This is a genomic window from Martelella sp. UBA3392 (assembly GCF_002358775.1).
Classification (GTDB): Bacteria; Pseudomonadota; Alphaproteobacteria; order Rhizobiales; family Rhizobiaceae; genus Martelella; species Martelella mediterranea.
Genome location: NZ_DEPM01000093.1, coordinates 11,551 through 35,424, shown reverse-complemented (window position 1 = coordinate 35,424; position 23,874 = coordinate 11,551). Strand labels below are relative to the sequence as shown.

At 63.0% G+C, this 23,874-nt stretch carries 18 protein-coding genes, 1 tRNA gene and 2 pseudogenes; 10 read left to right on the top strand and 11 right to left on the bottom strand.

Going from position 1 to position 23,874, the window contains the following annotated elements; all coding sequences use genetic code 11:
• Nucleotides 1–431 (bottom strand): annotated as a pseudogene (locus B4E36_RS07110) (FMN-binding glutamate synthase family protein); the annotation flags it as partial.
• A 260-nt stretch (nucleotides 432–691) separates the two neighbouring features.
• Between B4E36_RS07110 and B4E36_RS07105 the strand changes: the two are divergent.
• Nucleotides 692–1,864 carry a serine hydrolase gene (locus B4E36_RS07105; protein WP_292057005.1) on the top strand — a complete coding sequence of 391 codons (1,173 nt, stop codon included), beginning with the start codon at nucleotides 692–694 and terminating at the stop codon, nucleotides 1,862–1,864.
• 23 nt (nucleotides 1,865–1,887) lie between these two features.
• On the opposite strand, the gene truB is transcribed toward B4E36_RS07105, so the two are convergent.
• The 3 genes from truB to B4E36_RS07090 all read right to left on the bottom strand — a co-directional run bounded on the left by truB (nucleotide 1,888) and on the right by B4E36_RS07090 (nucleotide 4,296).
• Entirely contained in the window at nucleotides 1,888–2,820 is a 933-nt protein-coding gene (truB, locus tag B4E36_RS07100; RefSeq protein WP_292057004.1) for a tRNA pseudouridine(55) synthase TruB, read from the bottom strand.
• Nucleotides 2,821–2,824: 4 nt separating this feature from the next.
• On the bottom strand, nucleotides 2,825–3,235 hold the full coding sequence (gene rbfA, locus B4E36_RS07095; protein ID WP_292057002.1) for a 30S ribosome-binding factor RbfA: 411 nt from the start codon (nucleotides 3,233–3,235) through the stop codon (nucleotides 2,825–2,827).
• Between the two features lie 182 nt (nucleotides 3,236–3,417).
• A complete protein-coding gene (locus tag B4E36_RS07090) occupies nucleotides 3,418–4,296 on the bottom strand; it encodes an ABC transporter substrate-binding protein (RefSeq protein ID WP_292057001.1) in 879 nt (292 codons plus the stop codon).
• Nucleotides 4,297–4,418: 122 nt separating this feature from the next.
• Between B4E36_RS07090 and B4E36_RS07085 the strand changes: the two genes are divergently transcribed.
• The 3 genes from B4E36_RS07085 to B4E36_RS07075 are packed head-to-tail and all read left to right on the top strand — an operon-like array spanning nucleotide 4,419 to nucleotide 7,208.
• Nucleotides 4,419–5,411, top strand: coding sequence for a FecCD family ABC transporter permease (locus B4E36_RS07085; protein WP_292057000.1), 993 nt, complete (start codon nucleotides 4,419–4,421; stop codon nucleotides 5,409–5,411).
• Nucleotides 5,408–6,421, top strand: coding sequence for a FecCD family ABC transporter permease (locus B4E36_RS07080; protein ID WP_292056998.1), 1,014 nt, complete (start codon nucleotides 5,408–5,410; stop codon nucleotides 6,419–6,421). The genes B4E36_RS07085 and B4E36_RS07080 overlap by 4 nt, the downstream gene beginning before the upstream one ends.
• Nucleotides 6,414–7,208: an ABC transporter ATP-binding protein gene (locus B4E36_RS07075; RefSeq protein WP_345900173.1), complete on the top strand. Its 795-nt coding sequence runs from the start codon at nucleotides 6,414–6,416 to the stop codon at nucleotides 7,206–7,208. Before B4E36_RS07080 ends, B4E36_RS07075 begins: the two co-directional genes overlap by 8 nt.
• Here B4E36_RS07075 and B4E36_RS07070 read toward each other — a convergent pair.
• Both B4E36_RS07070 and B4E36_RS07065 read right to left on the bottom strand, forming a co-directional pair.
• Entirely contained in the window at nucleotides 7,205–8,137 is a 933-nt protein-coding gene (locus tag B4E36_RS07070; protein ID WP_292056996.1) for an ABC transporter substrate-binding protein, read from the bottom strand. The two genes, B4E36_RS07075 and B4E36_RS07070, sit on opposite strands and share 4 nt — an antisense overlap.
• A gap of 74 nt (nucleotides 8,138–8,211) precedes the next feature.
• Entirely contained in the window at nucleotides 8,212–9,879 is a 1,668-nt protein-coding gene (locus tag B4E36_RS07065; protein WP_292056995.1) for a glycoside hydrolase family 43 protein, read from the bottom strand.
• Nucleotides 9,880–10,078: 199 nt separating this feature from the next.
• On the opposite strand from B4E36_RS07065, the gene B4E36_RS07060 reads away from it, so the two are divergent.
• A complete protein-coding gene (locus B4E36_RS07060) occupies nucleotides 10,079–11,434 on the top strand; it encodes an aminotransferase (protein WP_345900172.1) in 1,356 nt (451 codons plus the stop codon).
• Between the two features lie 18 nt (nucleotides 11,435–11,452).
• Here the strand turns inward: B4E36_RS07060 and rirA are convergent, their stop codons facing one another.
• Nucleotides 11,453–11,920: an iron-responsive transcriptional regulator RirA gene (gene rirA, locus B4E36_RS07055; RefSeq protein WP_292056993.1), complete on the bottom strand. Its 468-nt coding sequence runs from the start codon at nucleotides 11,918–11,920 to the stop codon at nucleotides 11,453–11,455.
• A 162-nt stretch (nucleotides 11,921–12,082) separates the two neighbouring features.
• Here rirA and B4E36_RS07050 point away from each other — a divergent pair, with 162 nt between their 5' ends.
• On the top strand, nucleotides 12,083–13,117 hold the full coding sequence (locus B4E36_RS07050) for a Fe(3+) ABC transporter substrate-binding protein (RefSeq protein WP_292056991.1): 1,035 nt from the start codon (nucleotides 12,083–12,085) through the stop codon (nucleotides 13,115–13,117).
• A 93-nt stretch (nucleotides 13,118–13,210) separates the two neighbouring features.
• On the opposite strand, the gene B4E36_RS07045 is transcribed toward B4E36_RS07050, so the two are convergent.
• The 3 genes from B4E36_RS07045 to B4E36_RS07035 all read right to left on the bottom strand — a co-directional run bounded on the left by B4E36_RS07045 (nucleotide 13,211) and on the right by B4E36_RS07035 (nucleotide 16,710).
• Nucleotides 13,211–14,512: a polysaccharide biosynthesis/export family protein gene (locus B4E36_RS07045; RefSeq protein WP_292056989.1), complete on the bottom strand. Its 1,302-nt coding sequence runs from the start codon at nucleotides 14,510–14,512 to the stop codon at nucleotides 13,211–13,213.
• Nucleotides 14,513–14,736: 224 nt separating this feature from the next.
• Complete coding sequence (locus B4E36_RS07040; RefSeq protein WP_345900171.1) at nucleotides 14,737–16,377, bottom strand: hypothetical protein; 1,641 nt, start codon at nucleotides 16,375–16,377, stop codon at nucleotides 14,737–14,739.
• Between the two features lie 256 nt (nucleotides 16,378–16,633).
• A tRNA-His gene (locus B4E36_RS07035) sits at nucleotides 16,634–16,710 on the bottom strand.
• Nucleotides 16,711–16,958: 248 nt separating this feature from the next.
• Between B4E36_RS07035 and B4E36_RS07030 the strand changes: the two genes are divergently transcribed.
• Both B4E36_RS07030 and B4E36_RS07025 read left to right on the top strand, forming a co-directional pair.
• Entirely contained in the window at nucleotides 16,959–19,889 is a 2,931-nt protein-coding gene (locus B4E36_RS07030; RefSeq protein ID WP_345900170.1) for a PAS domain S-box protein, read from the top strand.
• Between the two features lie 80 nt (nucleotides 19,890–19,969).
• Nucleotides 19,970–21,634: an ABC transporter permease gene (locus B4E36_RS07025; RefSeq protein WP_292056985.1), complete on the top strand. Its 1,665-nt coding sequence runs from the start codon at nucleotides 19,970–19,972 to the stop codon at nucleotides 21,632–21,634.
• A gap of 15 nt (nucleotides 21,635–21,649) precedes the next feature.
• Here B4E36_RS07025 and fba read toward each other — a convergent pair whose 3' ends face one another.
• Nucleotides 21,650–22,714 carry a class II fructose-bisphosphate aldolase gene (fba, locus tag B4E36_RS07020; RefSeq protein ID WP_345900169.1) on the bottom strand — a complete coding sequence of 355 codons (1,065 nt, stop codon included), beginning with the start codon at nucleotides 22,712–22,714 and terminating at the stop codon, nucleotides 21,650–21,652.
• A gap of 230 nt (nucleotides 22,715–22,944) precedes the next feature.
• On the opposite strand from fba, the gene B4E36_RS07015 reads away from it, so the two are divergent.
• Both B4E36_RS07015 and B4E36_RS07010 read left to right on the top strand, forming a co-directional pair.
• Nucleotides 22,945–23,709 carry a DeoR/GlpR family DNA-binding transcription regulator gene (locus tag B4E36_RS07015; RefSeq protein WP_026173138.1) on the top strand — a complete coding sequence of 255 codons (765 nt, stop codon included), beginning with the start codon at nucleotides 22,945–22,947 and terminating at the stop codon, nucleotides 23,707–23,709.
• Between the two features lie 48 nt (nucleotides 23,710–23,757).
• Nucleotides 23,758–23,874, top strand: a pseudogene (locus B4E36_RS07010) (globin); the annotation flags it as partial.

Genomic DNA, 23,874 nt, shown 5'->3' with positions numbered 1-23,874 from the left:
GACTGCTCGTTGCCGACCGTGACGCGCGGCGAGCGATCGGGATCGGTATGCGGCGCCATGGAATGGGAGATCCAGTGATGCGGATCCTCGTAGACCTCGAGCTCCGTGCCGAAGGGCACCGTGTCGGAAAGACCATGCGCCCGCGTCCGGATCAGTTGCCGCGCGGCATAGGAATAGGGCGTGCCGTGGGTGTCGTCCTCCACCGCATAGGCGCGGATGAAGGGGCGCAGCGACAATGCTATCCAGCGGATGCGGCCGGCAACGGGATAGTTGCGGGTAATGGTCCAGGACGATTGGAACCAGTCATAGAAGGCGATCGCCAGCAGCGGGATGGTGATCAGCAGGATCCAGAACCAGCCCGTGGCAATCGCAATGACGGTGAAAAAGGCGGCGGCGATCGGCACGATGCACCGCATGAGCATATCCAGCATGCAACCTCCCCTTGTAGTAAGCCAGCGTTATCAGACTCTGTACGCTTTTGCCACCGGAACCGAAAGACATTATGACGGCAAATCCGGCGAGAACGACACTCTCCCCCACTACAACAAGTTTTCCAACACAGGATGAACGGCGACGCAATGGCTGTCCGAATTTTCGCCTGACCGGCCACCCTTCCGTTTCGGACGACCGCCTTATATGTAAGACGGTGCGCTCCGCACTGTCGCCAGACCCGTTACCGCAGGAGGGAAACATGCTGCCCGCTATCCGCCGCATCGCCACGGTTACATACGCCGCGCTGCTGCTGCAGACCGCGATCGCCCATGCCGAGGACCGCGAAATCGAAACGCTCCGAAGCCTGATCGACACGCCCGAAAGCGCCGCCGGCCTTGTGTCCGAGAGCTTCGCCAAAGCCGTGCCGACCGAGCAGTTGACGGCCATACTGGAGCAGCTTCACGAACAGGCCGGACCGGTGACCGGCATCACGGAGGATGACGACGGCTACCTTATCCGCGCGGAGGCCGGCGACATACCCGCCGACATCGAACTCGACGCTTCGGGCAAGATCACCGGCCTGTTCTTCCACCCGTTCCAGCCCAGCGGCGGAAGCATGGAGGATACGCTTGCCGATATCGCCGCCCTGCCCGGCACGGTTTCCTATCTGGTGACGGCGGAGGGCGAAACGCTCCACGAGAAAAATGCGGAGACCCCGCTTGCGGTCGGCTCGGCCTTCAAGCTCGGCGTTCTCAAGGTTCTCATGGACGATATCGAGGCCGGCAAGCGCCGGTGGGAGGACGTGGAGGCGCTACGGCCCGAGGACATATCGCTTCCCTCCGGCAGGTTGCAGACCTTCCCGCTAGGCTCTCCCTTCACGCTGCATACGCTGGCGGCGCTGATGATCTCGGAAAGCGACAACACCGCGACCGACATGCTGATGCGCATCCTCGGCCCCGAGCGCGTTGCCGCTGCACTTGGCCTCGATGACGTGCTCACCACCCGCGCCCTCTTTGCCCTGAAGGCCGATCCCGCTCTTGCCGAACGCTACCGAACCGGCACGACTGCGGAGCGGGCGATGCTGCTCGCGGAAATCGCCGATGCGCCCCTCCCTGCCGCCAGAGATGCGAGCGGACCCGCAATCGAAGGGATCGAATGGTATCTTTCGACGGAAACGCTTTGCCGGCTCGCGCACGATGTCAAAGCGGCGGATATCTTCGCCATCAACAAGGGGCCGGTCCGCGGCTGGCAATCCGTGGCCTACAAGGGCGGCAGCGAACCCGGCGTCCTGAACCTGACCGCGGCGCTGACCGGCGAGGACGGTCGCGGCTATTGCATCTCGGTAACGGTCAACAGCGACGATGCAATCGACGAAGCGACCGTAGCGGGGGCATTCGCGGCGCTGGCGTCCCAGCTCGGGGCCTCGCGCTGAAGGCGAGGCCCCGAGCGGATTGCTCAGCCGAATACTCGCCTGGGCTTGAACTGGCCCTCGGCGATCTCGCCGATCGCCACCAGCTTGCCGGCAAGCGAGGCGTAGGCATCCGGTTCCTCCACCGGCGCATGGGCGCCGCGCAGGATGATCGGATTGCCGAGCTTCAGCCGGCGGGCCTGATCCTCGTTCACCGGAACATGCGGAAGGCTGGCAAGCGCTTCCGAGGTATCGACCAGATATTCTTCCAGCGCGGCGAAGCGCTCCTCATCGTCCTCGATCTCCTCAAGCGCGGTGAGCTCCGAAAGCGGCACCAGCATATCCTCGGAAAACGGCGCCACGAAAGGACGGCGCAGTGACGAGATATGGCCGAAGCAGCCGAGATCACGGCCCATGTCGCGGGCAAGCGCGCGCACATAGGTGCCCTTGCCGCATTCCACCTCGAATTCGGCGGTGTTTTCATCCGGGCAGCCGAGCAGCGTCAGGCGGTGGATTTCGACCTCGCGGGTCGGGATATCGACCGTCTCGCCCTCGCGGGCCAGATCATAGGCGCGGTTGCCATCGATCTTGATGGCGGAAAACTGCGGCGGCACCTGTTCGATCACGCCGGTGTATTTTTCGATCAGCGCCTCGATATCAGCCCGCTGCGGGCGGTTGTCGGAGCTCTCGCTGACCTCGCCCTCGAGATCGTCCGTGGTGCGTTCCTCGCCCCAGCTAACGGTGAATTCGTAGATCTTGCGGCCGTCCATCACGTAAGGCACGGTCTTGGTGGCATCGCCCAGCGCGATCGGCAGCATGCCGGAGGCGAGCGGATCGAGCGTGCCGGCGTGGCCGGCCTTCTGGGCCTTGAACAGCCATTTGATCTTGGAGACGGCCTCGGTGGAACCGTAATCGATCGGCTTGTCGAGGATCAGCCAGCCGGAAATCGGACGGCCCTTGGGTTTTCTCTGTCGCGCCATTTTCTTATTCTTTGCCGTCGTCTTCATCGTGATCGAGATCGCGGGCCACTTCCGGCGAATGCAGGAGTTCGTCGATCTTGCGGAAATTCTCGAAGCTTGTGTCGTCGCGGAACCTGAGTTCGGGAATGTTCTTCATCTGCCGGATTTCGCGGGTGATCCGGCCGCGCAGGAACTTGGCATGGTGGTTGAGCGCCTTGACCACCGCGTCGTGATCGGTCTGGCCGAGCGGCGTGACATAGGCGGTCGCGACCTTGAGATCCGGCGACATCCGCACTTCGGAAATGGAAATCACGGTGGTCTCGATCAGCGGGTCGAGAAGATCGCCGCGCTGCAGCACCTTGGTGATGGCGGCGCGCACCTGTTCGCCAACGCGAAGCATGCGCTGGGAGGGCGCCGAGGAGGTAGCTCTCGTCATAAAAGTCCTGGTTCGTTCGTGTTCTTGATCGATCCGGTCTGACGGGGTTCGAACCCGGCCGGACGCCATGGGACGCTCGTTTATCGCTTCGTTGCCGGAAGGTCAATCGGGCGCGCTCAGATGCGAATGCCGCGCGAGCTCTCCACCCGCGCGGCACGACACGTCAAAAACACCGAAAATGGTTACTGAACGCCGTAAATCCGGGCGATATCGTCGAGCATCAGGTCGGCCGCGATCACCCCGCCGGCGGTGTTCCAGATCGCATCGGAAACGCCGTGGACCCTGCCGGCCTTGACGGCGGAGAGCGATTGCCAGAGCGGGTCCGCGAGAACCTCCTCCTCGAGCGCCTTGCCCTCGCCATTGCCGACCTCCCAGGTGAAATAGAAGATCCGGTCGCCATCCATGTCGGGAATGCTCTCCTTGCCGGTGCGGATCGCGAATTCCTCGACATTCTGGTTTTCCGGGCGCTGGAACCCGATATCCTTCAGCAACACGCCGGAAAAGCTGTCGAGCTGGTAGATGCGGATCTGGCCCGGCAGGAAGCGGATGACGGAGACTTCCTCATTCGTCGCGTCGCCGAGTTTTTCCCGGAGATCGGCGACCTTGGCGTCATATTCGGCGATCACTGCCTCGCCCTTGTCGGAAAGGCCGAGCGCCTCGGCATAGAGCTTGAAATTGACCTTCCAGTCGCCGCGCAACTCGCTCGACATCACCGTCGGCGCGATCGCGGAAAGCTGGGGATAGATATCCTCCTGCCGCTGGCGGTTGCCGATGATCAGATCCGGCTGCAACGCCGCGACCAGTTCCAGATTGACCGCGCTTTCGGTCCCGACCGGCTCGGCATCGCCCATCTGCGCCTCGATATGATCCCACCACGGATCGCCCTGCCAGGAATTGACCGCGCCGACCGGGTGAACGCCGAGCGCAAGCAGCGCCTCAGTGCCCTCATTGGTAAGCACCACGATGCGCTCCGGCAGGTCCGGAACGGTGACGGTGCCCATGGCATCGCTCACCTCGCGCGCGGCAAGCGGGGTTGCGAGCAGGATGGCAAGGGCAGCCATTGCTGCCAGTCGTATCGGTCGAACCACTTAAACTCCCTAGTTGAATATTGTACTCATCTTTTTGGTTTTAAAGTTGACCATTTCAATCAGCAATGTCAATCGTCGCTGCGAAAGGGGAACCCGTGCGAAAGACGCTGCTGCTGTTGAGCCTGACATTGCTGATCGCCGCGATTGCAAGCCTGCATCTCGGCGTGCGGCTCTATGGACCGGCGACGGTGTGGACGGCCTTTTCCGGCGGCAATGACACGGCCGACATCATCATCCGCACGCTGCGCCTGCCGCGCACGCTGAACGCGATGGCGACCGGCGCGGCGCTAGCCATCTCCGGCCTGCTAATGCAGGCGACCACCCGCAACCCGCTCGCCGAACCCGGCCTTCTGGGCGTCAATGCCGGCGCCGCCTTCGCGGTCGCCTTCGGCCTGGTGCTGTTCGGCGTGGTCTCGGTCGGCGCGATTGGCCTGCTTGCGGTCTGCGGCGCGCTTGCCGCCACCGCGCTGGTCTTCGGCCTGTCCGCCGCGCTCGGGCCGCAGGCGGGACCAACGGGCATATTGCTGATCGGCGTCACGGTTGCCGCCATGCTCGCCTCGCTCACCCAGCTTGCGCTGCTTCTCGATGAAACCGCGCTTGAAACGCTGCTGTTCTGGCTCTCCGGCGGCTTTGCCGATCGCCCGCTTGCGCTGCTCTGGGTGGGCGTTTTGGCGCTCGCGGTCGCGCTTTCCGGCTGCGCCCTCCTCGGCCCGTCGATCGATGCGCTGCGGCTTGACGACCAGAGTGCGGCCGGCATCGGCGTCGATGTGGCGCGCACCCGTATTGCGGCGCTGGCGCTTGCCGCCCTGCTTTCAGCCGGCGCGGTCGCCATGTCCGGCCCGGTCGCTTTTCTCGGACTGATCGCGCCGCATATTGCCCGCCGGCTTGCGCCCAATCGTCCCGCCTTTATCGGCATGGCCGTGCTCGCCATGCTGACGGGCGCGGTCATCGCGGTGCTGGCCGATATTCTGGCGCGCCTAATCGTCGCCCCGGGCGAGGCGCCGATCGGCGCTGTGCTCGCCTTTGTCGGCGTGCCGTTCCTGATCGCGCTCTTACGCGCGAAGCGGTTTCGGGAGGTCGGCGTATGAACGCCCCTGCCCTCCGCCTGACCGTGCTTACCGCGTTGCTGGCGCTATGCGTGATTGGCGCGACCGGTCTCGGCTCGAGCTTCATCGGCCCGGATCGGGTGATTTCCGCACTCCTCGGCGACGGCGCCCGGATGGACACCGTCATTGTCTGGACCCTGCGCCTGCCGCGGGTGGCGCTGGCGGTGGCGGCGGGCATGGCGCTCGGCCTTGCCGGCGCGATCTTGCAGCGCGCGCTCAGAAACCCGATGGCCGCGCCCTCGATCCTCGGCATCACCGATGGCGCGGCGCTTGGCGTCGTCACCTTCCTGTGGCTGTTTTCGGATGAAGCCAACGTGCTCACCGTCTCGATCCAGTGGCAACCGCTCGCCGCGATCATCGGCGCGCTTGCCTTTGCCGCTCTTGTGGGGCTGCTGACGCTTGCCGATACCCGCCGCCGCGATCCCGTGCGCGTGATCCTCTACGGCATTGCGCTTTCCGCGCTCGCCAAGGCGGCCGTCACGCTGATGATGATCATCGGCCCGGTCTATCGCGCCAGCCAGGCCCTGCAATGGATCACCGGCTCGGTCAGCGCCGCCCACTGGATCGATGTCGGCGTGGTGACGCTCGGCCTTGCGGCGGCGGTGCCCGTCCTGATCTTCATGCGCCTGCCGATGCGCCAGATCGTGCTCGATGCCCAGACGGCGGCGACCACCGGCTTTTCGGTCGACCGCAATCGGATCGCGCTCATGGTGCTTTCGGTTCTGCTGACGGCGCTCGCGATCTCGCAGGTCGGCGCGATCGGCTTTGTCGGGCTGATCGCGCCGCATGCCGCGCGGCTGTTCCATGGCCAGTTCGCCGCCGGTTATCTGGTCGCGACCGCGATGATCGGCGGCATCCTGGTGCTGGTTGCCGATACGCTCGCCCGCACCATCGCCAGTCCGCTGGAACTGCCGGCGGGCGCGGTGACCGCGCTGATCGGCGCGCCGCTTTTCCTCATGCTTATCCTCAGGAGCCAGCGCAGCAATGTCTAAGCCGCTTGCCGAAATGTCCACGCTTTCCGCGCATTATGACGGGTTCACCGCGCTTGATGCGATCGACCTCACGCTGCCGGAGCAGAAGATCATCGCCTTTTGCGGGCCGAACGGCAGCGGCAAATCCACCGCGCTCAAGGTGCTGCGCGCGCTCCATGCGCCAAGCGGCGGCGAGGCGGAGGTGGCGGGTCAGGCGCTTGACGACTGGACGCCGCGCGCGCTGGCCCGCGAGATCGCAATGCTCAGCCAGTCACCCGATGCGCCGGAGGACATGACCGTGTTCGATCTCGCAATGCTCGGTCGCTATTCCCGCCGCAGCCGGTTTTCCGGCCCGTCCGCCGAAGACCGGCGCGCGGTCGAAAACGCGCTCAGGACCACGGGCATGGAGGCGCTTGCAGGGCGCAGCATCGGCCAGCTTTCGGGCGGCCAGGTGCAGCGCGCCTGGATCGCGATGACGCTGGCGCAGGACGCGCCGCGCATCTTCCTCGACGAGCCGACCAACCATCTCGACATCGCCCACGCGCTCGAAATCCTGGATTTGCTGGTGATGCTGAACCGGCGCGAACAACGTAGCTTCGTGATCGTGCTGCACGATCTGAACCATGCGCTGCGCTATGCCGATCATGTCGTGCTGTTCAACGACGGCCGGATCGCCGCGGAAGGCGCGACCCGCGACGTGCTGACCGAAGAACGGATCAGCACGGTATTCGATATCGACTGCCGGATATTGCCGCTGCCGGAAACCGACCTGCCGGTGATCGTGCCGCTTTCGCGGCAATCGGCTTAGTCCGAGGCCGCCTCCGCCGGCGGCAGTTCCACGCCGTAGACATCGGCGAGATCGTCCAGCATTTCCTGCGACGCGAACCAGCCGCCGGCCGTTGCCCATACGCCGTCATCGACCTCGTAAACCCTTCCATCCTTGACCGCCGAGAGCCGCGACCACAGCGGGTCGGACAAGAACTCCTCGGCCATCGCATCGCCCTTGCCGTCGCCGGTGTCATAGGTCAGCCAGAATATCCGGTCGCCATCCATGTCGGGAATGCTCTCGCGACCGACCGCAAGCGACAATCCGTCGGCATCCTGCTGCGGCGGACGGGTGAAGCCGGCATCGGCCAGAACATGACCAAGGAAGCTGCCCTTGAGGTAGAGATAGGTCTGGCCCGGCACGAAGCGCACCACGGACAGGCTCTCGCCGGCATTGTCGCCGAGACCGTCCTTCAGGGCCTCAACCCGGTTCTCATAGTTTGCCAGAGCCGCCTCACCCTCGGTCTCGCGGTTCAGCACATCGGAGACGAAAGCGAAATTATCCTTCCAGGCGCCAAGCCCTTCGATGAACACCGTCGGCGCGATCGCCGAGAGCTGGCCGTAAATCTCCTCGTCGCGCTTGCGGCTGCCGATGATCAGGTCCGGCTCAAGTGCTGCCACCAGTTCGACATTGACGGCGAGCTCGGTCCCGAGCACTTCGGTCCCATCAAGCCTGTCGCCAAGATGCGGATACCACGGATCGCCATACCAGGACTGCGGCGCGCCGACCGGGGTTACGCCGAGCGCCAGCGCGGCCTCGGTCGTCTCGTTGGTCAGCGTGATCACCCTGAGCGGCGCGTCCGGCACCTCCGTCGTACCCATGGCATGGTCGATCACCTGCCCTGCGAACGCGACGCCACCGGTAAGGATTGAGATGGAAAGGACGGCGGATGCGAGAATGCCCGAATGCATGATGACCCCTGCTGGTTACGAACAGGGCGCAATAGTTGAGTGAAATAGTCATCATTGTCAATCGAGGCCGCGCCTCACGCGCGAACCGCGTAGTCGAACCACGCGAAGTCGGCGTGATGCCCGCGACCGCCGGTATCATAGGCCGCCATGCCGACGAAGGCCCCTGTAAAATTATTGCCCTCGCCAACGCCCGCCTCGTCTGAGAGGATCGTCGCATCGAGCACCGGCCCGATATCGCGCCACGCGCCCTCCCCGCTGCGCCAGGAAAACTGCAGCGCCGCCTTGTCGACCGTGACCCGAAGTTCCAGCGGGCCATCCGGCACCGGCTCGGGATCGCAGCCGAAGACGGTTTTGCCAAAGGGAAAATCGCCGAGCGCCGACATGATCCGCAACGCCCTTGTGCCGTCATCCTCGCGGCAGACCGCGAGGAAATGGTGCTGCGCCATGTTGTACCAGCACATCAGCCCAGCGAAGGTCTGGAAGTCGATCGGATCGAAATCGATCTCGGTCGCTGCGGTGTAATGATGCTCTGTCTGGCGGCGGGCGAGCATGGCGTTTTCGAACACATTGCCCGGCGACATCCGGCCGAATATGCGCAAGTGACCCGGACGAGCATCGAGCAAGAACATCCGCTCCGGCTCCGGGCTGCGCAGCCACTGGAAGTCGGTGGGGAGCGGACCGGGTGCGAACCGGGTGCGAACCGCAGGCGCTTCGAACGGCGCGGGCTCAAGCCCTTTCGGCGCGGGGGTGATCAGGCTTGTCGGCGCATGGCCGCCCTCGGCGAGGTAGAGCCAGCCATCATCGCGCCATTCCATTTTCTGGATGCCGGTCTCGCGCCCCATCTGCGAGCGGCGGCGCTCGTTTTCCTCGCCCGGTAGCCCCCGGCGAAAAGCGGCCTTGCCCTCGTCCCATGCCACTTCGACCGGGCGCGAACACAGATGCACCATATAGGTCTCGCCCGCCTGGGTCTCGACGATATCGGCATGGCCGCAGCGCTGCAGCGGCGCGTCCGGCGCATCGAACGTGGTCAGCACGTGGGTATTCGGATGCATCTCGTACGGCCCGAGAAGATCGCGCGAGCGGGCAAGCGTCACCGCATGCTCATAGCCCGTGCCGCCCTCGGCGGTCATCAGATAGTACCATCCATTACGGTAATAGAGATGCGGAGCCTCGGTCAGCTTGCGCTCGGAACCCCGGAAGATATTGTGGATCGGGCCAACGAGCTTTTGCGCCGCGACATCGTATTCCTGCAGCACGATCCCGGCGAACTGGTCGCCATGGCCTTTCTGGCGGTGGTCCCAGAGCATGTTCAGCAGATATTTCCGACCATCCGGCGCGTGAAACAGCGAGGCATCGAAGCCGCTGGCATTGAGATAGACGCGGTCCGACCAAGGCCCTTCCACCGAGGGCGCGGTGGTGAGGTAATTCGGCGCATCCTTGAAGCTGCCGGAAATGCGCTTCACATCGGTGTAGACCAGCCAGAACAGCCCGTCGGCATGGGTGAGGCACGGTGCCCAGATGCCGCCGCTGTCGCAATTGCCGCGCATGTCGAGCAGGCTGGCGTGGTTCAGCGGGCGCGCCGCCAGCCGCCAGTTGGCGAGATCGCGGGAATGGTGAATCTGGACGCCGGGATACCATTCGAATGTGGAGGTCGCGATATAGTAGTCATCGCCGACGCGGCAGATCGATGGATCGGGATTGAAGCCCGGCAATATGGGGTTTCTGATACCGTTATCCGTCATGATGTCCTCCCGAAAGGTTCCTCAACCGCTAGCCGCAAAGGGGCCAGCAAAAACGCTCCCGCTTTGCTTAAATCGTTTCGCAGACAAATGGTATCGTCGCGTGGCCTAAATCCGCCGTTACACCGGACGGTCGACACGGGTTGACGGCGGCGGCCGTTCGCGACAAACCTCGCTGCCACGGGAAATGACGGAGACGACGATGCACGCATGGGAAAAACAAGGGATGGAGAACGTCTTTCCGGGCTTTTCCGATTTCGCCTCGCTGGATGAGATCGGCCCGATCGTGCTCTCCCACGGCGACGGCATTCACGTGGTCGATGTCAACGGCAGACGCTATCTCGATGCCAATTCCGGCCTCTGGAACAATGTCGCCGGCTTCAACCACCAGGGCCTGATCGACGCGCTCTGCGCCCAGGCCCGGCGCTTTCCCGGCTATCATTCCTTCTTCGGCCGGATCGCCGATGTCACGGTCGAACTGTCCAAGCGACTGATCGGCCTGTCGCCGTTCGAAGATGGCAAGGTCTACTACACCAATTCGGGCTCCGAGGCGAACGACACCATGGTCAAGATGCTGTGGATGATCAACCGCGCCAGGGGCGAGTCGGAGCGGCGCAAGATCATCACCCGGCATAACGCCTATCATGGCGTCACCATTGCCACCGCCTCGATGACGGGCAAGCCCTATAATGCCGAATTCGGCCTGCCGCTGCCCGGCTTTCTTCATGCCGATTGCCCGCATTTCTGGCGTTACGGCCTGCCGGGCGAAAGCGAGGAGGACTTCACCCAGCGCATGGCGCGCAACCTCGAAGACCTGATCGAGCGCGAGGGGCCGGAAACCATCGCCGGCATGTTTGCCGAGCCGGTGCAGGGCGCCGGCGGCGTGATCCCGCCCTCGAAGGGCTATTTCCAGGCGATCCGCCCGATCCTGCGCAAATTTGATATTCCGCTGATCGCCGACGAGGTGATCTGCGGCTTCGGGCGGCTTGGCGAGATGTGGGGCAGCGATCACTACGGCATCGAACCGGACGCGATCATCGCGTCGAAGTGCCTGACGGCCGGCTACTATCCGATGGGCGCGGTCATTCTGGGCGAGCAGCTCACGGCGGCATTGATGGAGGCGTCGGACCGTTTCGGCGAGTTCCCCCACGGCTTTACCGCCGCCGGCAGCCCGCTCGGCAGCGCGGTGGCGCTGAAGGCCCTCGACGTGATCGAGAATGAGGGGCTGATCGACAATGTGCGTGCGCTTACCCCGCACTTTCAGGAGCGGCTTGGCCGGTTCGCCGACCACCCTCACGCCGGCGAGGTACGCGGCGTCGGCTTCATGGGTGCAATCGAGATTGTTGCCGACAAGAGCACCAAAGCCGCGTTCGACAGCAAGGTCGGCATCTCCGAAAAGATCGCCAACACGGCGCTTCAAAACGGGCTGATCTGCCGTCCGCTCGGCGCCTCCGTCGTGCTGGCGCCGCCCTTCATCATCACCCGTCAGGAAATGGACGGGATGTTCGATACGCTGGAAAAGACCATCGCGGAGGTGTTTGCCGACGTCCGATCCTAGATCGGCGACGGCTAGGCTTCAGGCCGCGGACTGTTCGGTCTTGCGGTCTTCCTCAATGTTGAGCAGCTTGAAAATATCGGTGCGGCGGCGCACGAGATCGGCAATGGTGTATTTCGCCAGCACCGCGAAGAAGGCGTTGAGTGCCTCGCGGAGCGCGGAATTGAAGCCGCAGCTATCGACCAGCGGGCAATCCGTCTCGGCGCCGACTTCAAAACACTCGGCCATCGCGAAATTTTCTTCCGTCACCCGCACGACATCGAAGAGCGTGATATCGGCGGCAGGCCGGCCGAGACGCACGCCGCCATTACGGCCACGAACGGTATCCATGATGCCGGCCTTGTGCAGCGGCTGGATGATCTTGAACAGGAACAGCTCGGAAACCCCGTAGGCCTTGGCAATCTCCGGCACGCGGCTCAGCTTGCCGTCATTGGCGGCGCAATACATCAGCATCCGAACCGCGTAATTTGTCTGCTTTGTCAGGCGCATGCCGTGCTCCTCTTTAGAATCTTTCCACGTTATAGCGCCTTTGCCTCTTTTGAACAATTCCAAAAGAAGAAATTTTCACTCAAGTCTTCCAGGGCATGGTTGACAGCGATCCGCTATTACCTGATTACGATACTCAAGATATGAGATCACAGGGAGAAGGCAATGACAAGACTTTCAGCGATCACCCGCATTCTGGCGACGGCAGGGGCAGTGGCGTTCGCCGCGCCGACCTTTGCCGCCGACGAGGTCAACATCTATTCCTATCGCCAGCCGGAATTGATCGCGCCGCTCCTGGAGCGCTTCGAGGAGGAAACCGGAATCCAGACGAACGTCCTCTTCCTCGACAAGGGTCTTGTCGAACGCATTCAGGCCGAAGGGGTCAACAGCCCCGTCGACGTCATCCTGACGGTCGACATCGGGCGTCTGACGGAAGCGAAGGAAGGCGGCGTCACCCAGCCGGTCGAAAGCGAACTGATCAATGCCGATATTCCCGAGCAATACCGCGACGACGATGGCGAATGGTTCGCGCTGACCAAACGCGGCCGCGTGGTCTATGCCTCGAAGGATCGCGTTGGCGACATTCCGATCACCTATGAGGAACTGGCCGATCCCAAGTGGAAAGGCGCGATCTGCATCCGCGACGGCCAGCATCCCTATAATATCGCGCTGATCGCCTCGATGATCGCGCACCACGGCGCCGAATATACCGAGGAATGGCTGCGCGGCTTCAAGGCCAATCTGGCGCGCAAGCCGAACGGCAATGACCGCGGTCAGGCCAAGGCCATCATGTCGGGAGAATGCGATATCGCGCTCGGCAACACCTATTATGTCGGCCTGATGATGACCAATGACAAGGAGCCGGAGCAGAAGGACTGGGCGGCGGCCATCACCGTGCTGTTCCCCAATGCGGATGATCGCGGCACGCATGTCAACATTTCCGGCATGGCCATGGCCAAGAACGCACCCCATCCGGACACCGCGCTGAAGCTGATGGAATTCCTCGCCTCGCCCGAGGCCCAGGAAATCTATGCAGAGCAGGTTTTCGAATATCCCGTTCTGCCAGGCGCCGAGGCCTCCGAGATCGTGCAATCCTTCGGCGAAATCAATCCCGATACGCTGCCGCTTTCCGAGGTGGCCGCCCACCGCAAGGAAGCTTCGGAACTGGTCGACAAGGTAAGATTCAACGACGGTCCCTGATTGTCAGGGGTCCCTCGCGAAAACGAACGGCGGCAATTTGCCGCCGTTTTGGTATCATGTGTTCAGAAAAATCAGACGAGAAGCTCGTCCCTGTCAATTCAGGATGCCGTTTGCGGTCCCGAGAATGGAAATCGATGGCAGCAACTGGGAAATCACGCGGTTCCAGTTGGTGATCGGCTGGCTGGCGACGAAGACGATATCGTTCGGCCGCAACTGCAGTTCCGTCGCCAGAAGCAGGTTGGCGGTGTTCTGCGCATCAAGCGACCATGCGGTGATTTCCATCGGGCCAGCGGTCTGCAGAGGATTCTTCCGTAGAAGGTATATCCGGCGCGGATTGCCGGTGACCGGCGAAATCCCGCCCTGTTCGAACATCGCGTCCGCAAGGCTCGCATAGCGATCGAACGGCAACGGCCAACGGCCCTGGGTTTTCACTTCACCGAAGACATAGACATAGTCGCGATCGACGGCGTCCATGCTCACCCTGGTCTTGAAGATATCGCGCTGCTCTTCCAGCACGTCGCGCTGGAATCGTGCCAGATCGAGCTCCTGCCGGAGATAGCCCTCGGCAAGTTCCACGGAATATTCGCTGTCCACGAAAACACGGTCGCCGGTCTGCAGCAGCACTTTCGGGATGTCGTTCTTGGCGAACAGTTTCGTAGCCGAGATCTGGTAGGCCTCACCGTCACGATAGAGCCGCACCGTGGCATAGCTCGGATCGACCGTCTGGACGCCCCCCGCCTCAGTGATCGCCTCGTCGAGATAGAGCGGCGTCAACGTAATCGGCACCAGTTGAGGGTCGCCGACATCTCCGCCCACGGATACGCGCTGCGAGTTGAATTCCGAAATCTCCAGATTGAAGGTCGGATCGATCTGGCTTGCGACGAGCTTCTGGAACAGCGCGGACTGCGCTTCCTGGAGCGTCATGCCCGCGATGTTGACGCGCCCCACGGTCGGGATCGCAATCGCGCCGTCATCCTGCACCGTGTAGCCCTGCCTCGCGTTCTGCGCCGCGAGCAGGCCGTTGATCTCGTTTAGCGCCGAGTCAGCGTTCGGCGTCGCCAGAAGCACCACATCGCCAACCCCGATACGGTAGGATTTCGGTTGCTGGAGCGGCGGCAACTTGGTCGCGACCGGGCCGGGTTGCGCCTGCGGCTTGTAGGCGGAGATCCGCGGAACGGCAGAGCCCTGAAGGGTCGCCGTCTGATCGAACACGGGAGGCAGCGACAAGGGCCTGTAAGGCGTAAGAGCGTTGGCAAGCAGCACGTTCTCGCTCGTGACCGGCACAACTTTCACGGACGAGCTCTGGCCCACGACCGGGCGCACTTCCGACACATTGTAAATGGCGCTGCAACTGGAAAGCAGCACGGTCAGACAAATGGTTGTTACGGCACGCACCTAGAAATTCTCCGAATTGCCTTGTTTTTGCTCTGGCATTCGAGCCTTCTGAACACATGCACCTGGAAACGCACTTTTACGCTTACGGGATACGCGCGAACAGTTGAGAATGGATTAAAACAGACCTACCTCAAGAAGCATTTAAATAATTTAATGCCCGAACAGCTTCCAAACGGACTGCAGGCATTCCGTTAAATATCGCATTCCAAATTTATGCGATGACTTTAATACGCAAAACGTAAAGTGAGTCCATAGCGGGCCTCATCCTGAGCGAGCATTGTTCCGACTCCGTGCAGACCTGTTGCATTTGTAACATAGGCATCCGCGCTGAACGGTGTGTTTGGAAGGGCGTAACGCGCGCCACCCGCCCACACCGGATCGCCGCCGTCCAGAACCGCCGTAACCTCGCCGATCAGCGTCAGATCCCGCAGAGGACGCACGGTCACGCCGCCGCCGATGGCTTTCAGGCGTTCATCGCCATAGGCCGCGAATTTCGGCTCGACAGCCACGGAGACGGTATCCGAAAGATCAAGGTTCGCCGGCAGCGAGGCGTAAATTATACCTGTCGTCGGCTTGTTGAAGTCGCGCCCGGCAAGAACCTGCCCCGCCAGCGAAAACAGGTCGCCATAGTTCTGGTCCATGAGCCGCAATTTGCCGCCGACCATATAGGCCCATTCATCCCCCCATGGGCTGACCGCGTCTCCCGCCATACCGCCGCCCGGATATTGCGAGAAGATCGCGTCAAGCTGCAGGTCCTGGTCCGGGCTGAAGCCGAGATGGACATCCATGAAATCCCGGCTGCCGATGCCGGCCTCCGCCAGGATACGATGAGGGGTGAGCGTATTGGCGCTGGTCAGCGTCAGCCCGTCGAACTGGCGCGCCTGTTCGAGCTGGGTGACCGGGCTCAGCATATCCACGCGATAGCTGTCGAAATAGACATCCCGGGTCGCAACCCCGACCCACGGCGTGTAGCTCAGCCTGATGCCGTAGGCGATCTCGTCATTGCCGGGAAACGCCAGAATACTGGTCGCCGGCGTCTGCCCCCAGCCATTGGTCGCGAAAATATCAACGGCCGCCTTGGGCGTCACCGCAAGCTTGACGCCTGCCATCCACACCGGCGTGATCTCGAACCCGCCGGAGCTCGAAAGAGCATTGCCATCCGTGCCGTAGGGCAGCATGACGGTGGCATAGGACTGAAGGCCGGTAATGGGCTGCCAGGTGAGCCCCGCGCCGACATAAGGGATCGTGCCGTAATAGGGCACGCCGTTGACGCTCTCCGGCAGAAACGAAACGCCGGGGGTCAGGTGAAACCTCAGACTGTCGGTAACCGTCAGGCTCATCGGCAATTGCAGGCTGCCTGCCATCTCCCAATTGCCGTTCGCTTCGTTGCCGTAAAGATCGCCGGACAGATACAGCGTTTCAAGCGACCCGGAAGCGGCGATCGAAAGACCATAGCTTTCGACGAGACCGAGCTTCAAACCGCCGCCGCCGGCAAGAAAAGTGAGATTCTCGGCGCATGCCGACGTCCCGCAAAGCGGCGGATCGTCGAACGCATGGCCGAAGGCGCTGACCTGAAGCCAGTCGGCAACGGCCCAATCGCCGCGCAAGGTATAGACCTCGGTGCCTGTCCCTGAGCCCGCAGTCGTCTGATCGGAGCCGACTTGCAGATAGACCGCGCCGCGGGGCAGGAGATAGCCGGTCTCGAAGCTCGAATAGTTGGAAGCCATCATCTCGATCGGGGTCTGATCGAGGAACAGGGCGCCCGGCCCTTCCAGCAACTGCGCCGATGCCGGCTCTACGCCGGCGCACAGGCCAGCGGCAGCCGAAAGGCAAAGTCCCGTGATATAAGCGGTCAGGTTGGTCATACTATCTGTCAACCGCCAGGTCCCGGCCGAAAATGTCTCTGAAATCGCCGAAACCATAGATCATCGCCATGCTGTTCACAAGCGCCCGAAAGGTCTTCATTCATTGCCAGCACCATCCGGACGCCGCAATACCAGCAGCACAACGACTTGTTTATAACAATTACAATCGGATGTTAACGTTAACTTATAGTTGGTGCGCAGCCATAAACACGGCCAGCAAAGGCCTCTTTGGCGAGAAAACGACAAGATGGAGAAATGGTACGGTTGGGTGGAGTTGAACCACCGACCTCAGGTGCCACAAACCTGCGCTCTAACCAACTGAGCTACAACCGCACAAGGTGACGCTTGATGGGCGACGCTTGAAGGGCGACGCGTGATGCATCGCGGCCCGTTTAAAATGCCTGAACCGAATTTGCAAGCCCCAACATCTCTTCCCGAGAAGATTTGAGACGCCGAGCTTCCGCACATTAACCGTGGAGCGTGAAAAACCGCACCGCATTCTGGACCGTATTGGCATTTATCATTAAAAAAGCATTAAAAGGCCAAGCGCCAGGCCGACAACGCGAACCGGACAGCCGTTCATGAGCAACCCGCCCTTCATCGCCTTTGCATCGCACCCTGCCCTGCGCCAGCGATTCCTGGAAGCGCGGCCGATGCTCGTGCTCGATGCGCCGGACGGCGCGATCATCTGGGCCAATGAAGCAGGCGCCAGGCTTTTCGGCTATTCCGGGGTAGATGCGACGATCGGCGCGGGCCCGAGCGATCCGATTCTTCGCCGTCAATTCGCCGCCGCCGCCGGCAGGCTTACCGGGCCGGGCGACAGCGAGAGCCTTACGATTCACCTGACGCAACGATTCAGGCGGGTGACGAGAAAGGCGACGGCGAGCCTGTTCATCCTCGCCAACCATCGGTATTTCCTGCTGGAATGCGAATCCGACGTAAGGGATGACGCAAGCCTCGTGCGCGGATCGCAACATCTGGCGCTCGTGAACGGCGACGGGCAGATCACGCTCCGCTCTGACGATTTCGCGGCCACAGGTCTTGGCGAGGCCGATACTGCCGACATCGTCGAGAGCCTTTCGCGACGGGCCGACAGCTATATCGAGCGGCTGGTCACCAATGAAGCCGGGATCTGGCCGGTGGCGCTGGGGCGGCTTTCCAGCACACCCGACCTTTTCCTGCTCGCCGTCTCGCCGGACCTTTCGGCGGAGATCAGGCCGCATATACGCCCAGAACGCGGCGAAGCGCCTGTGCCACAAAGACCGGCGCGCGACGTCATCGCCGCGATTGACGAAAGCTTCGGCGCGTTGATGGAGGAAAGCCCGGCGGAGTCCGCTGCACCCATCCTGGAGCCTGCTGACCCGGCAATTCAGCCCGCCGCTCCGGTGATAAGGAAGCAGCCCGAGCTTGTGGCGGCCGAGGAGACGCGGACCCCGGAACCGGAAGCCGTAGAAGGGCCGCTTCCGCGCCGCTTCGTCTGGCGCACGGATATCTATGGGCGGATCACCGAGGTCTCGAGCGAGCTGGTGGAAGCCGTCGGCGAGGAAACCGGCGCGATCACCGGTCTCACCTTCGCCGAGGTCGAATCGCGGCTCGGCGTCAAGGGCGCTGGCGCGATCGGCGACCTGCTGCAAACGACGGAAACCTGGTCCGGCCGCAGCGTCGAATGGCCGCTCGGCAACACCAATATGCTCGTGCCGGTCGATCTCGCCGCCCTGCCCACCTTTACCCGGGAGCGCCGTTTCGACGGTTTTCGCGGCTTTGGTCTCGTCAGGCTCGGCGAGCAGCGGGAAGCGCCGCGCCCTGCACGTATTCCGGAGGCCCGACAGACCACAAGCGCGAAGACACTGACGGATGACGAGCGGCACGCGCTGGATGAGATCGCAAGCCAGTTGCGCTCCGCGGCCCCTGCCGAAGAGTTGCGCCCTGAGGCCCCCGCCGAAGACATACAGCCGCCAGCGCCGGAGCGCGAGCCCCGCGGCCGGGTGATCCGCCGCACCACCGCGTCCGCCGAAAAACCCGAAGCCACAGCGGACACCTCCGAATTCGATCGCAGCGAGAACCCGATCGTGATCCAGGCGGGAGAGCGCATTCTTCACGTCAATCCCGCCTTTCTGGCGGTGTCCGGCTATGGCTCGCTCGAGGCGGTGATCGCCGCCGGCGGCACTGATGCCTTTGTCGAGCGCGGCAGCGACGACCGCCTGTTCCTGCGCACCGCCAATGGCGACAGGCTTCCGGTATCCTTCCACATGCAGGCGATCGCCTGGAATAATGGCCGTGCGCTGGCCCTGACATTGCGACCGGCGCAGGATTCCGACACGCTCGCAACGCCCTTGGTCGGCGCCGCGCCGAAGCCGGCGGAGGCGCCCGCCCCCAGCGCCGACAAGGACGCCGAGGTTGCGGAACTCTCCTCGATCCTCGACACCGCAACCGACGGCATAGTGATCCTGGACGGGAAACGGCAACTGCGCTCGCTCTCCGCCTCCGCCGCCGCGCTGTTTGCCACCGACACGGCCGAGATTGCGGGCAAGCCAGTGGATATCCTGTTTGCCGAGGAAAGCCACGGCGACATCCACAGGCACCTCGACCGCCTCGCCCAGCGGCCGGTCGGCGAGATCGCCACCGAGGGGCTGGAGGTGATCGGCCGCGAGTCCGGCGGCGGCCTGATCCCGCTCTATGTGACGCTCGGCCCGCTGCCGCAATCGGACGGCATCTGCATGGCGCTGCGCGACATCACCGCGCTGAAGCGCCGCGAGGACGATCTGCGGGCGGCCCGACGCGAGGCGCGGCAGGCCGAGGATGACCGCGATGCCTTCATCTCGGCGTTGCGCTATGAGGTGCGCCAGCCGATCGATGCGATTGTTTCGCTTTCCGAAACGCTTGATCACCAACCGTTTGGCGCGATCGGCGATCAGCGCTATCACCGCATCGCCCGCGAAATCACGCTCAAGGGCCGTCATGCCCGCGGCGTGATCGGCAGGCTTCTGGGTGAGCCGGAGCCCGAACCCGAGATCGCTCCGCCCCCGGCCGAACCTGAAATCACCCCCCGAAAGGATGAGGCGGCGCGCATCAATGACGCCATTGCCGAGGCCGTGAGCATGGTCCAGCCGCGCGCCAATGGACGCCGGATCATCATCCGCGCCGCCCTTTCGCCGAGCGTCGGCAACGCGCCGGGTTCCGCGGAAACACTCAGGCAGATCGCCCAGGAACTGCTGATGGGCGCGGTTCAGTTCACCCCGGCGGGCGGCCAGGTCGTGGTATCGACGGCGCTGACGGCGGACGGGGCGACGGTGCTGCGGTTTCGCGACAATGGCATCGCGCCCTCGCGCCGGCGCGTCGGCAATGGCGGCGCACGGTCCGAACAGGGCGGCGCGGAAAACACCCATCTGGAAAAGGCCCGCAGGCTTGCCGAAAGTCTCGGCGCGCGCCTTGAGGTTCAGGCGGTTCCGAATGAAGGCATGCTGGTCGAGGTGTTCCTGCCCGAGCGGCAGACAAGGCCGCTGCATTATTGAGCGCGCGACTCGTATTGCCCGGAGCGGCGTGAGATCGTAAGAATGGTCATCCGCAACGGCTCGGCTGAAGGCCGCACCCCATGTCCGCAACAGAGATCAACACCCCTACGCGCATATTCCGGCGGATTGCGCCAGCGCCGCTCACGCTTGCGGCGGGCGCGATTGCGGCGCTGATGCTGCTGCCGCTCGCAGCGATTGTCTGGCTTGCCTTCACATCCGATCTTTCGTCGCTCGCCCATCTGGCGACGACGGTGCTGCCGAGCGCCGCGCGGCGCACCTTCTGGCTGTTGCTGCTGAACGGCCTGATCACCGGTGTGGTCGGGGTGATGACGGCATGGCTGGTGGTGTCGTTCGATTTCCCCTTCCGCCGCCTGCTCTCGTCTCTCCTGGTTCTGCCGCTCGCCATGCCGATCTATCTCGCCGCCTATGCCTTCGGCGAATTCCTCGATTTCACCGGGCCGGTGCAGACGCTTTACCGCGCGCTGTTCGGCTTCCAGAGCGCGCGCGATTATTATTTCCCCGATATCCGCTCGCTGGGCGGCGCGGTGCTGGTGATGTCGGCCGTGCTCTATCCTTACGTCTACCTGACCGCCCGCGCGGTTTTCGCCATGCAGGGGCGCAATGCGGCGGAGGTGGCGCGAACCCTTGGCGCGGGGCGATGGCGGGTGTTGCGGCGGGTGCAGTTTCCGATGGCGCGGCCGGCCATCATCGTCGGCGTGACTCTGGTGCTGATGGAAAGCCTGAACGATATCGGCGCGGTGCAATATCTCGGCGTCAACACGCTGACCTTCTCGATCTACGAGACCTGGCTGAACCGGGGCGATCTCGGCGGCGCGGCACAGCTTTCGGCGATCATGCTGGTCTTCGTGCTCGGGCTGATCCTGCTCGAGCGGCTGGCGCGGCGCAACCAGCGCTACGCGACTTCGCGCGCCAGCGGCGAGGCCGCCCGCCAGCGCCTCACCGGCGCTAAGGCCGCGCTCGCGACCCTTTCATGCACCATTCCGGTTGTCATCGGCTTTCTGGTGCCGGCGCTGGTGCTCCTCGATTTCGCGCTGAAACGGCTAGACGATTTTGCGTCCGCCCGCCTGCTGGAAGCGCTGATGACCAGCATCACCGTATCCGGCCTTGCCGCGATCGTGGCCGTCATCTTCGGCCTGACCCTCGCCTATGCCGTCAGAAGCTATGCTTCGCCCAGAACCCGCAGCCTCGCCCGCCTCGCCTCGCTCGGCTATGCCATTCCCGGCACGGTGCTGGCGATCGGCGTGCTGATCCCCCTTGCCGGCCTCGATAACTGGACCGACGGGTTGATGCGATCCTCCTTCGGCATCTCCACGGGGCTGGTGCTTTCAGGCAGCGGCTTTGCGATCGTCTATGCCTGCACCGCGCGATTTCTGGCGATGGCCGAGGGTAGCGTGGATTCCGGCTTCCAGAAGCTCTCGCCCAATCTCGACATGGCCGCCCGCACGCTCGGCCGAACGCCGTTGAAGGCGCTGTTTTCCGTGCTGCTGCCCAATATGCGCCCGGCACTGTTGACCGCGGCGCTGCTCGTGTTCATCGAAACGCTGAAGGAGCTTTCGGCCACGATCCTGCTGCGCCCCTTCAACTTCAACACGCTTGCAACCCTCGTCTATGAGGATGCGTCGCGCGCCGAGGTCGAAAGCGCCTCGGTGCCCGCCATCATCATCATTCTGGCGGGCTTGATCCCGGTGCTGCTGGTGTCGCGGTCGATGGACAGGCGGGGCTGACGCGCCCGCCGCCCGTTACCCGATCTTCGGCGCCAGCGAGCCGTCGGCGTAGCGCTTGGCCATATCCGCCATCGGGATCGCCTTGATCTTGTCGGCGTGGCCGGCGGTGCCGAAGGCCTCGAAGCGCTCGACGCAGAGCTTGGTCATCGCCTCCATGGCGGGCTTGAGATATTTACGGGGGTCGAATTCGGATGGGTTTTCGGCAAACACCTTGCGGATCGCGCCGGTCATGGCCATGCGGTTGTCGGTGTCAATGTTGACCTTGCGGACGCCGTGCTTGATGCCGCGCTGGATCTCCTCGACCGGCACGCCCCAGGTCGGCTTCATCTCGCCGCCATACTTGTTGATGATCTCCTGCAGCTCTTCCGGCACGGAGGAGGAACCGTGCATGACCAGATGGGTGCCCGGCAGGCGGCGGTGGATTTCCTCGATCACATTCATCGCCAGCACGTCGCCATCCGGCTTGCGGGTAAACTTGTAGGCGCCGTGGCTGGTGCCCATGGCAACCGCCAGCGCATCCACCTGGGTTTCCTTGACGAACTGCACGGCCTGATCCGGATCGGTCAGCAACTGGTCATGCTCCAGCTTGCCCTCGAAACCGTGGCCATCCTCCTTCTCGCCCTCGCCGGTTTCCAGCGAGCCGAGAATGCCGATCTCGCCTTCGACGGATGCGCCGGCCCAGTGGGCAAAATCCGACACGCGCTTGGTGATGCCCGCATTATATTCGTAATCCGCCGGGGTCTTGCCATCGGCCTTCAGCGAACCATCCATCATCACCGAGGTGAAGCCGTATTTGATCGCGGTCATGCAGGTGGCTTCGTTGTTGCCATGGTCCTGATGCATGACCAGCGGAATGTCGGGGTAAAGCTCCGACAGGCCCTCGATCAGCTTGGCAAGCACCAGGTCGTTGGCATAGGAGCGCGCGCCCCTGCTTGCCTGGATGATCAGCGGCGAGGAGGTTTTCTTCGCCGCGGCCATGATCGCAAGGCCCTGTTCCATATTGTTGATGTTGAAGGCCGGAACGCCGTAGCCGTATTCGGCCGCGTGGTCGAGCAACTGCCGCAAGGTAATCATGGGCATCGCCAAGTCTCCTGTGATTGCGCGCCGCCTCTGCCGGCGGCTCATCAAATGTTCCTTAGCCGCCCGAGTATGGCAGCTTTGTATTTTGATGATAGGAGTTGCGAAGAAAATAACAATACTATTTTACAAACAACACATTAAATGTTATTTTAATCGTTATAAAATGTGATATCTATCACAAACAAGGGTGTTACATCAAAAACACCACAACATTGGACATGGAGAGGCCGGTGAAAGCCGATGAAAGACGGGCGGCGATGATGGCGCTGCTGATGGAAAAGGGCACGGCGAGCGTCGATGAGCTGAGTCTCCGATTCCATGTTTCGAAGATGACGGTGCACCGCGATCTCGATGAGCTCGAGGCTTCCGGACAGCTCCGCAAGGTGCGCGGCGGGGCGTCCGTCCAGTCATCGGCCATGTTTCAGGCCGATTTCCGCTATCGCCAGAAGATGGCGGCAAGCGAAAAGGCGCGGATCGCGGCAAGCGCCGCGGCGCTGGTGGAGCCCGGCATGACGCTGATGATCGACGATTCGTCGACGGCGGCGAACCTGACCGAACACCTCACCCACCGCCTGCCGCTGACTGTGATTTCAAACAATCTGAGTGTTATATCGCAGCTTGCCGGCATTGCCGGGATCGAACTGATGGCGCTTGGCGGCCAGTACAGCCGCAAGTTCAACGGCTTTTTCGGCCTGCTGACGGAGGATGCGCTGCGGGGGCTGCGCGCCGATATCGGCTTCATCTCGGCTTCCGCGATCTATGAGGGCGCGGCCTTCCACCAGGATCCGGAAGTGGTGCAGACCAAAAGGCTGATCGTGAAGGGCGCCGAACGTCGCGTGCTGCTCGCCGACCACACCAAGTTCGGCCGGCCCGGACTGCACTTCCTGACCGGGCTCGAGACCTTCACCGCCGTGTTCACCGGATCGGAGTTGGCCGAGGAGCATCGCAACGTCTTGCAGGAAAAAGGCGTCGCTCTGCATTGCGTTGAGGCATAATATCGGTATTCAACAGACCACACCATCAACCCCAGTTGTGGAGCGCTTATGAACGCGCGCGAAACCATCACACTCTACGAGGCGATAGGCGGCGCTGATGCCGTTGAACGGCTCGTGCGCCGCTTCTACGAATTGATGGATACCCTGCCGGAGGCCGCCCGCTGC